Source organism: Arenimonas sp. (genome assembly GCF_019459675.1).
GTDB lineage: Bacteria > Pseudomonadota > Gammaproteobacteria > Xanthomonadales > Xanthomonadaceae > Arenimonas.
In genome coordinates, this window is sequence record NZ_JAIBFH010000091.1 from 1 (window position 1) to 12,060 (window position 12,060).

9 protein-coding genes and 1 riboswitch are annotated in these 12,060 nt (G+C 69.3%); of the genes, 8 read left to right on the plus strand and 1 reads right to left on the minus strand.

The window, feature by feature from the left end; genetic code table 11:
• The 7 genes from K0M70_RS03450 to K0M70_RS03480 all read left to right on the plus strand — a co-directional run.
• The coding region (locus K0M70_RS03450) for a non-canonical purine NTP pyrophosphatase (RefSeq protein ID WP_290779325.1) at positions 1 to 391 on the plus strand (391 nt) is incomplete at its 5' end.
• Positions 388 to 1,545: a radical SAM family heme chaperone HemW gene (gene hemW, locus K0M70_RS03455; RefSeq protein ID WP_290779328.1), complete on the plus strand. Its 1,158-nt coding sequence runs from the start codon at positions 388 to 390 to the stop codon at positions 1,543 to 1,545. The genes K0M70_RS03450 and hemW, both read left to right, overlap by 4 nt.
• Positions 1,546 to 1,637: 92 nt before the next feature.
• Complete coding sequence (locus K0M70_RS03460; RefSeq protein ID WP_290779331.1) at positions 1,638 to 1,823, plus strand: CPXCG motif-containing cysteine-rich protein; 186 nt, start codon at positions 1,638 to 1,640, stop codon at positions 1,821 to 1,823.
• Between the two features lie 14 nt (positions 1,824 to 1,837).
• Positions 1,838 to 2,024: riboswitch (cobalamin riboswitch) on the plus strand.
• Between the two features lie 142 nt (positions 2,025 to 2,166).
• The gene (locus K0M70_RS03465; protein WP_290779333.1) at positions 2,167 to 3,984 is read left to right on the plus strand and encodes a TonB-dependent receptor; all 1,818 of its coding nucleotides are present in this window, start codon (positions 2,167 to 2,169) and stop codon (positions 3,982 to 3,984) included.
• A gap of 107 nt (positions 3,985 to 4,091) precedes the next feature.
• Positions 4,092 to 6,536: a DUF1631 domain-containing protein gene (locus tag K0M70_RS03470; RefSeq protein ID WP_290779336.1), complete on the plus strand. Its 2,445-nt coding sequence runs from the start codon at positions 4,092 to 4,094 to the stop codon at positions 6,534 to 6,536.
• Positions 6,533 to 6,877 (plus strand): PilZ domain-containing protein, encoded by a 345-nt coding sequence (locus K0M70_RS03475; protein ID WP_290779339.1) that lies wholly within the window; start codon positions 6,533 to 6,535, stop codon positions 6,875 to 6,877. Before K0M70_RS03470 ends, K0M70_RS03475 begins: the two co-directional genes overlap by 4 nt.
• Positions 6,852 to 7,937, plus strand: coding sequence for an FAD:protein FMN transferase (locus K0M70_RS03480; RefSeq protein WP_290779342.1), 1,086 nt, complete (start codon positions 6,852 to 6,854; stop codon positions 7,935 to 7,937). The genes K0M70_RS03475 and K0M70_RS03480 overlap by 26 nt, the downstream gene beginning before the upstream one ends.
• Here K0M70_RS03480 and K0M70_RS03485 read toward each other — a convergent pair.
• A complete protein-coding gene (locus tag K0M70_RS03485; RefSeq protein ID WP_290779344.1) occupies positions 7,934 to 10,594 on the minus strand; it encodes an EAL domain-containing protein in 2,661 nt (886 codons plus the stop codon). The two genes, K0M70_RS03480 and K0M70_RS03485, sit on opposite strands and share 4 nt — an antisense overlap.
• 65 nt (positions 10,595 to 10,659) lie before the next feature.
• Here K0M70_RS03485 and pepQ point away from each other — a divergent pair, with 65 nt between their 5' ends.
• Positions 10,660 to 11,979 (plus strand): Xaa-Pro dipeptidase, encoded by a 1,320-nt coding sequence (pepQ, locus tag K0M70_RS03490; RefSeq protein ID WP_290779347.1) that lies wholly within the window; start codon positions 10,660 to 10,662, stop codon positions 11,977 to 11,979.
• The last annotated feature ends 81 nt before the right edge of the window (positions 11,980 to 12,060 follow it).

Below are 12,060 nucleotides of genomic sequence, written 5' to 3' on the forward strand. Positions count from 1 at the left end.
CGACTCGGGCCTTGTGGTGGACGCCCTGGGCGGCGCGCCCGGCCTTTACAGCGCGCGCTATGCCGGCGCGCACGGCGACAGCGCCGCCAACAACGCCAAGCTGCTGGGTGAAATGGAAGGCCTGGTCGGCGCGCGCCGCCGGGCGCATTTCTACTGCGTGCTGGTGCTGCTGCGCCACGCCAACGACCCTCAGCCCCTGGTGGCCGAGGGCGTATGGCCCGGGCTGGTGCTGGAAGCGCCGCGCGGCGGCGGCGGCTTCGGCTACGACCCGGTGTTCTTCGTGCCGGCGCACGGCGTGTCAGCGGCCGAACTCGATCCCCACCTCAAGCACCGCATCAGCCACCGCGGCCTGGCCCTGGCCCGGCTGCGCGAGCGCCTGGTGGAACTGTGACCGCACTGATTCCACCGCCGCTGTCGCTGTACATCCACATCCCGTGGTGCGTGAAGAAGTGCCCGTACTGTGACTTCAACTCGCACGGCCAGAAGGGCGAACTGCCGGTGGCCGACTACGTGGCCGCACTGGTGCGCGACCTGGAACAGGACCTGCCGCTGGTGTGGGGCCGCACGGTGCACAGCGTGTTCTTCGGCGGCGGCACGCCCAGCCTGTTCATGCCCGAGGCCATCGGCGCCATCCTCGATGCCTGCAGCGCGCGCCTGCGTTTTGCGCCTTCGGCCGAAATCACCATGGAGTGCAATCCCGGCACCGCCGAACACGGCCGTTTCGAGGCCTACCGCGCCGCCGGCGTGAACCGCATCAGCTTCGGCATCCAGAGCTTCGACGACGGCTGCCTGGCGCGCCTGGGCCGCATCCACGACAGCGCCGAGGCCGAGCGCGCGGTGAAGCTGGCCCAGGACGCCGGCTACGACAACCTCAACCTCGACCTGATGTACGCCCTGCCCGGCCAGGACCTGGCGATGGCCCTGCATGACGTGGAGCGCGCCATCGCCCTGCAGCCGGCGCACCTGTCGCACTACCAGCTGACGATGGAGCCCAACACCGCCTTCGCCGCGCGGCCACCCGAGGGCCTGCCCGACGAGGATGGCGCCTGGGACATCCAGGAAGCCTGCATCGAACGCATGGCCGCCGCCGGCTACGCTCAATACGAAGTGTCGGCCTATGCACGCCCCGGCCGGCAGTGCGCGCACAACCTCAACTACTGGCGCTTCGGCGACTACCTGGGTATCGGTGCCGGCGCCCACGGCAAGATCAGCTCCGGCGCCAGCGGCGAGGTGCTGCGCCGCTGGAAGCCCAAGAACCCGCGCGACTTCATCGCCCACGCCGGCACCGCGCAGGGCATCGGCGGCGACGACCCGATCGCACCCGACAGCCTGCCCTTCGACTACATGCTCAACGCGCTGCGCCTGGTGGAAGGCTTCTCCCTGGCCGATTTCGAAGTCCGCACGGGGCTTGACCGTGCGGTGATCGCGGGCGAACTGGCGACGGCGCGCGAGCGCGGCTGGCTGGAGTCCGACGGCGAGCACTGGCGGCCGACGGCGCTGGGGCAGCGCTTCACCAACGACGTGATCGGGCTGTTCCTGCGCTAGCCGCCGGCGGGCAAGCCGGGGACAAGAAGCCAGCCGCCGCGTCGCACGCCCCCATCACGCCACGCGAACCGCCCAGACCCCATCCTCGCGGCATGCTCGATGAAATCTCCATCACCTGCCCGCACTGCGGCGAGCGCTTCGAAGCCCTTGCCGACCCCTCCGCCGGCGACGCCGACTACGTCGAGGACTGCCCGGTGTGCTGCCGTCCCATCCGCCTGCGCCTGCAGGCCGGCCACGACGGCGAGCTGCTGGGCCTGGACGCCGACCGCGACGACTGATCCGGTCTTCGCGTAGACTTCACGCCGCCCCAGGTGTACGGGAAGCCGGTGTGAATCCGGCGCTGCCCCCGCAACGGTAGGCCAGGACAACTTTCCAGCAAGCCACTGTGCCCCCTGGGCATGGGAAGGCGGAAAGCAGGTACGGAATCCACCCCGCACCCCTGGCAAGCCCGGAGACCGGCCTGGAGCGCGGCCATTCCCAACGGGGATGGCCAACACGGCACGTTGCGGAGGGCGACGGGGCGGCGTCGTGTCCTGCGCTGTGCGGCAGCACCCTTCGTTTCCCCGGCACTCCCCGCTGCGCGCTCCACGAACCGCGGGTGAGCGTTCCAGGAGGAACTCCATGTACCAGACGATCCACAAGTCCGCGCTTTGCGCGGCGATATCGCTTTGCCTGTCGCCGGCCGTCCTGGCCAGCGACGCCAAGACCCTCGACACCGTGCAGGTGACCGCCACCCGCATCGAGCGCCCGCTCGACGAGGCCCTGGCCTCGGTCACCGTCATCAGCCGGGCCGACATCCAGGCCAGCCAGGCCCCCGACCTGCTGGACCTGCTGGGCCGCCAGGTGGGCGTGGACATCGCCCGCACCGGCGGCCCGGGCAGCGGCAGCGCGGTGTTCCTGCGCGGCGGCAACTCCAACCACAGCCTGGTGCTGGTGGACGGCATCCGCGTCACGTCCACCGGCCAGGGCGTGTTCGACTTCGCGCACCTGCCGCTGGAGCAGATCGAGCGCATCGAAATCGTGCGCGGCCCGCGGGCGGCGTTCTGGGGCTCGGACGCGATCGGCGGCGTCATCCACGTCTTCACCCGTGACCCGTCGCAGGCCTCGGTGCGCGTGCTGGCCGGCAGCTACGGCCGGGCCGGCGCCAGCGCCGGCGCCGGTTTCGGCGACCAGGACAGCGGGATCGGCTTGACCGCCGGGTTCCAGCGTCTGAGCGGCTTCTCGGCCACCAATCCCCAATCCACGTTCTCCTACGACCCCGACGACGACGGCTACCGCAACCGCAACCTCAGCCTTCGGGGTCGGACCGGCTGGGGCAGCCAGCGCCTGGCCTTCAGCGCGATCAGCACCGACGCCGACGTCGAGTTCGACCGGGGCACCACCCAGGCCCGCAACAGCTCGGCCGGCGTCACGCTGGGCGGCAACCTGCGCGAAGGCTGGAGCCACCAGCTCACCCTGGGCCACGCGCGTGAAGACCTGGACACCGCCAGCACCTTCTCCAACCAGTTCCAGAGCCGGCGCACCAGCCTGGACTGGCTCAACAGCCTGGACACCGGCGCGGACGCCACCCTGAGCTTCGGGCTGAACTGGCAGCGCGAGAACGGCGCGTCGCAGAACGTGTTCAACGGCGAACTGTTCGACCAGCAGCGCACCAGCAAGGCCGCCTTCCTGGCCTGGGGCGGCCGCCTGGGCGCGCACGTACTGGACCTGTCGCTGCGCCACGACGACAGCGACCAGTATGGCGGCGCCACCTCGGGCAATGCCGGCTGGGGCTGGAGTTTCAACGACCGGGCGCGGCTGCGCTTGTCCTGGGGCGAGGGCTTCCGGGCGCCCAATTTCAACGAGCTTTTCTACCCCGACACGGGCTTCGGCTTCGCCGGCAACCCCGGCCTGCGGCCCGAGTCCTCGCGCACCTGGGAGGGCGGCCTGGAGTTCGAGCCCACGGCGGGCCAGCGGCTGGGGCTGTCGGTTTACCGGTCGCAGGTTCGCGACCTGATCGCCTTCGCGGCACCGGTCACCAACAACGCCCTGAACATCAATCGTGCCGAGCTGGAGGGGGTGGAGCTGGAATACCGCTTCCAGCGCGACGGCTGGACCGCGGGCGGCAACCTGGCCTGGCAGGACGCGGTGGACGCCGGCACCGGGAACGCCCTGCTGCGCCGGGCCAAGCGCAAGGCGCACGTGGACCTGGGCTACCGGTTCGCCGGCGGCCTGGAGCTGGCCCTGGACGGCGACCATGTTTCATCACGGCCCGACTTCGGCGCCACGCTGGACGCCTACTCGCTGGTGCACCTGCGCCTGGCGCTGCCGCTGGGCGCCGCATGGCGCCTGGAGGCCCGGCTCGAAAACCTCACCGACCGGGACTACGCCATGGTGAGCGGCTATAACACTCCGGGCCGCAGCGGCGTGTTGAGCCTGGTCTGGAACGACAAACGCTGACCGCACCGGCCAGTCGCCCACCCCCGGGTGGGCGCCCCAGCGCATCCTATGCACGAGGGTACGCCTGCGCCTAGAATCCGGCAGGGAACTCATCTACGGAGCGCAGAATGTCCGCACCGGGCACATCTCCGCACGCGTCCGCACCGACGCTGGCGTCACGGGCTTTGCCCGATCGCGTCAGGCAATTGCTGGGCGGCATCCTCGAATATTCCTCGGATGAAATCGAGCGCACCCTGGTAGCAATGCTTAACGAGTTTGAGCAGCAGCTGTTCAAGTACGCCGAACAGGCGCGCAGCAACATGGTGCAGATCCGCTGGCTTGAAGCGCAGCGCCTGGTCAAGCGCACCCGGCCCGACCTGGTGCCTCGCTTCCTGATTGCGCTGGAAGCCGAATTGGCCTGCATCAAGGACCCGCCGGGCGCCAAGAGCACGGCCAACGACTTCCGCAACGCCCGGGGCGAACTGTCCCTGGTTGAAACAATAGACATGGACGAAAACACCGTGCTGGCCGAGATCGCCAGCCGGGCCGAAGTGCGCAACAGCCTGCCGCTGTACCTGTTGGGCCAGCGCTTCGGCGTCGTGGCCGGCAAGCCGGGGTTCGATGCCGAGAACCTGCCGATCGGCCCGCAGGCGCTCTGCCGGATGATCCGCCAGTCCAGCGACTGCCTCGAGCTGAGCGGCGAACACCGCGTGCTGCTGTTCCGCACCTTCGAGCGGCACCTGATGCCGCTGTACGGCACGTTCATCGAATCCATCAACACTTACCTGTCCCGCAACGGCGTGCTGCCCAACCTGCACTACGTGCCGGTGCGCCCACGCGCGCCCTCGCCCACCCTGGTTCCTGCCGATCGCCGCCCGAAGCCGGCCGGCGACGCCGCGCCGCGCGTGCCGCCGCCGGCACCGACCGGTGCGCGCACAGGCGCCAGCGAGGGCCAGGCCGGCGCACCCGCCGGCGGCGCCGGCGCGGGCCCGGCCGGCAGCGATCGCGGCGGCATGCCCGCCGGCATGGCGGCCAGGGCGGCAGGCGATGCCTCGGCCAGCGCGGCCGCCGGGAAGCACGCCGGCGGCGATGGCCAGGACGGCGGCAGCCCGGGTGACGCCTTCCAGCAGATGCGCCACCTGCTTGCGGGGCGGCGTCAGCTGTTGGGCAAGCTGGTGGGAGGCCGCGGCACCGGCGCCAGCCCCGGCGCCACCGAACAGGTCACCACCCAGCAGGTGCAGGACGTCCTGGGCAAGCTGCAGCAAAAGCCCAGCACCACCGTGATGGTGAACGGCAAGCCCACCCAGCGCACCATCACCCACCTCAAGCAGGACATGCTGGCGCAGCTCAGGCAGAGCACGACCGACGGCAAGCCACCGGCGCTGGCGGAAGAAGACGGCGACGCGATCGACCTGGTCGGCATGCTGTTCGACCACATCATGAAGGACGTGCGGCCCAACAGCCCCGCGTCGGCGCTGCTGGCCAAACTGCAGGTGCCGCTGCTGCGCGTGGCCATCCAGGACAAGGCCTTCTTCACCCGCCAGCAGCACCCGGCGCGGCAGATGCTCAACACCATCGCCGAAACCGGCGCCTACTGGCTGAGCGAGGATGAGGCCGACCAGCAGTTGGTGGGCAAGATGCAGTCGGTGGTGGACCGCACGGTCCGCGACTTCGATGGCAACCTCGACCTGTTCAACAACCTGCTCGAAGACCTCAGCGGCCACCTGCAGACCGTCACGCGCAAGGCCGAGGTGGCCGAGAAGCGCCACGTGGAAGCGGCCCGCGGCAAGGAAAAACTTGCCATGGCGCGCGAGCGCGCCTCGTCCGTGGTGGAAAACCTGCTCAAGAAGCAGAACCTGCCGCGCTTCACCCACACCCTGCTGAGCCAGGCGTGGACCGACGTGATGGCGCTGACATCGCTGCGCCAGGGCGAAGACTCCGACGCCTGGAAGCAACAGCTGGCCATCGCCGAACGCCTGATCTCGGTAGCCAAGAACCCGGCCGGCAGCAACTCACTGGCCAGCGAAGACGCCGAAAGCCTGCGCACGGAAATCCAGTCGTCGCTCACCCAGGTTGGCTACCACGCCGAGGAGGCCAGCGCGATCTCGCAGCGGCTGGTCGACCCCGCGGCCGGTGCGGACGATGACTCCACCGCCAGCCGCACCGAGCTCACCATGCGCCTCAAGGCCCGCGCCCGCCTGGGCGAAGACCTGCAGCAGGCCAAGAAAAGCAAGAAGCCGACGCTCACCGCCGAAGAGCAGATGCGCGTGGCCCAGATCCGCCAGCTGCCCTTCGGCACCTGGTTCGAATTCAAGCTAAACCAGCAGGGTGAAAAGGTGCGCCGCCGCATGTCCTGGTTCTCGCCGGTCACCGGCCAGGTGCTGTTCGTGAACCATCGCGGCCAGAAAGTCGGTGACCACACCCTCGAGGGACTTGCCCGGGCCATGATCCAGGGCCAGGTCAACTTGGTGGAGGAAGAAAAAGGAACCTTGATCGACCGCGCCTGGAACACCGTCATGAGTGCGCTGCGCTCCTTTGCCGGCCAGACCCCTGCCGAGGCCCCCGCCCGATGAACGAGTACCGTCGTGCCAAGCGCCGCAAGGTCGGCAACATCGACGTGGTGGACACCATGACCGGCCAGGTCATCGGCCAGCTCAGCAATCTCTCCGAGACCGGCATGCTGCTGATCCTGGGAGAGCCGGTGCTGAGCGACGCGCTGTTCCAGCTGCGTTTCACCCTGACGGGAAACGCCGGCACCAGCCGCAGCCTGGACGTGGGCGCCCACGAACTGTGGTCGGACGAAGCCGCTGCGCCGGGCCAGGCCTGGACGGGTTTCCGCTTCATCGACGTGGGCCCGGAAGACGTGGCCTTCATCCGCGAGTGGGTGGATGCGCCCGGCAGCCAGTACGTCTGAGGCCTGGCCCCGCACCCTTGTCGCCGCGGGCCTGTGGCTGGCGCTGGCGGCGTGTTCGCGTGGCCCGGCGCCGCGCATAGAGGAACTGCACGTCTTCGGCGCCACGACGCAGATCGAGATCCGGGGCGCAGCGCCCGAGCAGGCGCAGGCAGCGATGGCCGACGTGTCGGCGCTGCTGAGCCAGCGCGAAAGCGAGTGGCACGCCTGGAAACCGTCCGATGTCACCCGCATCAATGCGGCGTTCAAGGCCGGCCTGGCTGCGCCCGCGCCGGCGTCGGTGATCGACCTGGTGGAGCGCTCCAAACCACTGAGCGAGGCGAGCGAAGGCCTGTTTGACCCCGCGGTGGGCGGACTGGTCGCCGCCTGGGGCTTCCACACTTCCAGCTACCCGGTGCTCACGCCCCCGCCCAGTAAAGCATCCCTGGAACAGTGGCGCCAGCAGCGCCCGCGCATTGCCGACGTGCAGGTGCGCGGCGGCCAACTGCAAAGCGCCAACCCCCGGGTGCAGCTGGACTTCGGCGCCATCGCCGAAGGCGCGGCGGCACGGGACGTCCTGGCTGCGCTGGCCCGGCACGGCGTGCAGCACGCCCTGGTCAACCTGGGCGGCGACGTCGTGGCCTTGGGCGACGGTGACGGCAGGCCCTGGCAGGCGGCGTTGCGCGATCCGTTCGGCGGTGTCCTTGGCGGCGTGGCCCTGACCGGCGGCGAAGCCCTGTTCAGCACGGGCAACTACAGCAAGTTCCGAGACTCGCCCACCGGGGCGCGCTGGTCCCATATTCTCGATCCTCGCACCGGTTATCCGGCCCGGGGCGCCGCGGCCGTGGTGGTGCTGCACACCGACCCGGTGCTGGCCGACTCCGGAGCAACGGCGCTGTTCGTCGCCGGCCCGGCGGGCTTCGAGCGCCTGGTCAGGCAGATGGGCCTGGCCTGCGCGGTGATGGTGACCGACGAAAACGAAATGCTGGTCACCGTTGCCATGCGCCAGCGGCTGGAGCTGCTGCGCGAACCGGTGCCGCTCGGGCAGCCCGTCGACCTGGGGCCCGACTGCGCGCCGCGCTAGGCCCTGGGCGGTCCCCGGAAACACAGCGCCGCTTCAGGGCGATGGATGGCAAAGCCCTGGGCATAGTCCACGCTCAGGCCGCGCAGCAGGTCGCGCGCCCGCTCGTCCGCCACCCACTCGGCCACCACCTGCAGCCCCAGCTGGTGGCCAATGTCGGTGACGGCGCGGACGATCGAGTAGCTGACCGGGTCGGTTTCGATGTTGCGGATGAAGCTGCCGTCGATCTTGATGAAGTCCACCGGCAGGTTCTTGAGGTAGCCGAACGAGGCCATTCCCGAGCCGAAGTCATCGAGCGAAAACTTGCAGCCGGCGCTGCGCAGGCGCTGCATGAAATCCACCGCGCGGGTGATGCTGCTCATGGCGGCTGTTTCGGTGATCTCGAAACAAACGCGCTGCGGCGGAACCCCGGTTTTCTCCAGCTGTTCGAGCACGAAGTCGGCGAACGTCTCGTCCTCGAAGGTCGGACCCGAAAGGTTGATGGCGCACAGCTTCACCGGCTTGCCGGAGGGATGCAGCGCATCGAAGTTGGCCAGGGTGGTTTCCACCACCCACCGATCGAGCTGCGGCATCAGGCCGAAACGCTCGGCCGCCGGGATGAAGGCGCCGGGCGGAACGATCGCCCCATTGTCGTCGCGCAGGCGCACCAGCATTTCCATGTGCACGCCCGCGGAGTCATCGCCGTCCCACAGCGGCGCCAGCTCCTGGAAATGCAGCACGAAGCGGTCGTCAACCAAGGCCTGGCGGATTCGGCCGGCCCACTCCATTTCGCTGCGGCGCTGGGTGGTGGTGGCGTCGCTTTCCGAGAACAGGTGCACGCGATTGCGGCCGCGCTCCTTGGCCATGTAGCAGGCGGTGTCGGCATAGGCCATCAGCGCGCGCTGGCTCAGGCCCGGGCCCGACAGCATCACCACGCCGATGCTGGCGCTCACAGTGTAGTTGCGCTGCTCCCAACCGAACACGTAGCCCTCGATGTCCTGCCGCACGCTTTCGGCCAGGGCCAGCGCGTGCGCCTCGTCGGTCTGTTCCACCAGGATCGCGAACTCGTCGCCACCCAGCCGGGCCACGACGGCCTTCTCCGGCAGGATTCCGGCGAACAGCGACGCCAGCTGCGCCAGCAGCTGGTCGCCCGCGACGTGGCCGGACGTGTCGTTGATCAGCTTGAACTGGTCGAGGTCCATGTACAGCAGCGCACCCATTGGCGCGCCGGCGTCCTGGGCGGCGATGGCGGCGCTTAGCCGGCGCTCGAACTCGCGGCGGTTGTAGAGCGACGTGAGGGAATCGTGGCTGGCCTGGTAGCTCAACTCCTCGCTGAGCACGCGCAGTTCGGTGATGTCGTTGGCCACGGCCAGCAGGTGCGGCTGTTCGCCCAGCATGATGCGCGACACCGACAGTGTGGCCCAGAACGAGTCATGCCCCGGCACCTGCAGCCGCGCCGATTCATTGAGCATGGCGCCCAGTCCCTGGCTGGCCGCGGCGATGCGCGCCCGCAGGCCCGGGTCTTCCACCAGGTCGCCCAGGCGGAACTGCGAGACATCGTCGCCGATCGAAAGCCGGTCGCGGCAGGCCTGGTTGGCGTAGACCAGGCGGCCGTCGTCCTCGCGCGCCAGCATCACCAGCGCCGGCAGCAGCTCGTTGAGCACGCGGAAGCGCTCCTCGCTCTGGCTGTACTGGCCCGCCAGGTCGCGGGCCAGGATCAGCGAGCGGGCGCGGGTGCCGGCGACCGACCAGGCCAGCAGGGCCAGCAGCCCACTGGCCAGCAGGCCAATGCCGAACGTCAGCCAAGGCATCGCGGAGGCATCGCCCGTCAATCTCCGGCCCTGCGCCTGCAGGCGCCAGGTGCGGCCGCCATAGCGGATGTCGCGCTCGAAAAGCGGCCTGCCGCGGACGCGCATGGTCGCGTCGCCACTGCTGTACAGCACGCGGTCGCCGCCCTCGGTGATGTCCAGCACCCGCAGGTCGAAACGCTCCAGGGCTTGTTTCGGCAGCGCGTCTTCGATCAGGTTGGCAACCCTGAAGGAGGCCGCCAACGTGCCGATTTCGCGGGCGCGCCGCTCGGCCACGCTCGAGGGTGACGGCCCATTGCTAAACACCGGCAGGCGCAGCGTGATGCCGTCGTTGGGTCCCGGCATGCCCTTGCGCTGCACCAGCTGGAACGCCGCCGACATCACCGGCCTGTCGGCGTCGCGGGAAAAGTGCGCGGCCGCCAGGTTGGCCGGCTGGGTGCTGATGTCCAGGCCCAGCAGGCGCGGGTTGCCCTGCCTGGGGGCCACCAGGCTGGTGATGTACCGCTCGGAGCCCGCCCGGTCGCCGGTGACCAGCGCCGAGTAGGCAATGGCCTGCAGGCTGGGGAACTGTTCACGCGGCCGCAGGTTGCGGTACATGGCTTCGAATTCTTCGGCCGTCACGTCGTCCGATGAAAGGAACAGGGCCTGCACAGACCGCAGCAGCAGGCCTCCGGTCTTGAGCTTGGCGTCCACGGCTTCGAAACTGCTTTGCGCCAGCCGGTCCAGCCGCAGGTGCTCGGCCCGGGCCAGCGACTGCTGATGCAGGTACGAGGCCAGGCCGCTCAGGGCGATGCCCAGGACCAGCGCGGCCAGGCTCCACAGCCAGGCCGGCTGTCCGAGGAAACCTCCGTCCTTGCGCCGATCTTCCAACATCTGTTTCTGCGCCCCGCCGCGCAATGCGGCAAAATCAACCCAACCTGCCAACAAGGTAACGGACCATGCCAGCCATTCCTGCCAGCCCTCTATATCCCGCGCACCTGCTGACAATCAAGGCCAGGGTGGATGCTGCGTTGCAAAAGCACGGCTTCGATCACCTTTTGGTCGCTTCGGGCGTTGAAAAGTACGAATTCCTCGACGACCGTCCCTACCCCTTCAAGCCCAACGCGCAGTTCAAGGCCTGGCTGCCGCTGACCCACCACGCCAGCAGCTGGATCGCCTACACGCCCGGCCAAAAACCCGTGCTGGTCTACTACCAGCCCGACGACTACTGGCACGTGCCGCCGACCCAGCCGGAAGGCGCGTGGGTGGACCACTTCGACATCCGGATCATTTCCGACCCCGCCGATGCGGCCAAGCACCTGCCGGCCGGCGGCCGCCGCGCGATCATCGGCGAGGCGGACGCCGCGCTGCCGGGTTTCGAGCCCAACAACCCCCAGGGCCTGTTGGATTACCTGCACTACCATCGCACCTACAAGACGCCCTACGAGCTGGCCGTGATGCGCCTGGCCCAGCGCCGCGCCGTGCCGGGGCACGTGGCCGCCCGCGCCGCGTTCCAGGCCGGCGGCTCGGAGGCGCAGATCCACGCGGCCTACCTGGCCGCCACCGGACACACCGACTTCGACCTGCCCTACAGCAACATCGTCTGCCTCAACCAGAACGGGGCCACGCTGCACTATCAGTACAAGTCCAACGACGTGCCTTCGCAGCACCGGTCGCTGTTGATTGACGCCGGCGCGGAAGTGGACGGCTACGCCAGCGACATCACGCGCACCTGGGGCAACGGCGATGCCCGCTTCGAGGCGCTGGTGAATGCAGTGGACAACGAGCAGCAGGCCCTGTGCGGCCTGGTGCGCGCCGGCACCGACTACCGCAACCTGCACCTGGAATGCCACCTGCGCCTGGGCAACGTGCTGCGCACGCTCGAGATCGTCGACATGGACCCGGGCCAGATGCTCGACGCCGGCGTCACGTCCACCTTCTTCCCGCACGGCCTGGGCCACCCGATCGGCCTGCAGGTGCACGACGTGGCCGGCTTCAGCGACGAGGAGGGCGACCTCATCCCCCGCCCCGCCGGCCACCCCTACCTGCGCATGACCCGTACGCTCGCGCCGGGCATGGTGGTCACCATCGAACCGGGCATCTACTTCATCCCCACGCTGCTGGCCAAGCTCAAGGCCGGCCCGCACGCGAAGGCCGTGAACTGGTCCAACGTGGAGCACCTGCTGCCCTTCGGCGGCGTGCGCATCGAAGACGAAGTGCACTGCACCGACGCCGCCCCCGAAAACCTCACCCGCGACGCCTTCGCCGCCCTGGCCTGAAGCACGTGCGCCCCTCGGGCGCACGACAAGGGTCTTCACGGCGAGGGCGCCCCCACACCACAACCCCGACCCCCGCCACAA

Excerpts from the sequence above, each read along its gene's own strand:
- pepQ (WP_290779347.1), top strand. The coding sequence starts at position 10,660 with ATGCCAGCCATTCCTGCCAGCCCTCTATATCCCGCGCACCTGCTGACA.
- K0M70_RS03480 (WP_290779342.1), top strand. The coding sequence starts at position 6,852 with ATGCGCCCGGCAGCCAGTACGTCTGAGGCCTGGCCCCGCACCCTTGTC.
- K0M70_RS03475 (WP_290779339.1), top strand. The coding sequence starts at position 6,533 with ATGAACGAGTACCGTCGTGCCAAGCGCCGCAAGGTCGGCAACATCGAC.
- K0M70_RS03470 (WP_290779336.1), top strand. The coding sequence starts at position 4,092 with ATGTCCGCACCGGGCACATCTCCGCACGCGTCCGCACCGACGCTGGCG.
- K0M70_RS03485 (WP_290779344.1), bottom strand. The coding sequence starts at position 10,594 with ATGTTGGAAGATCGGCGCAAGGACGGAGGTTTCCTCGGACAGCCGGCC.
- K0M70_RS03460 (WP_290779331.1), top strand. The coding sequence starts at position 1,638 with ATGCTCGATGAAATCTCCATCACCTGCCCGCACTGCGGCGAGCGCTTC.
- K0M70_RS03465 (WP_290779333.1), top strand. The coding sequence starts at position 2,167 with ATGTACCAGACGATCCACAAGTCCGCGCTTTGCGCGGCGATATCGCTT.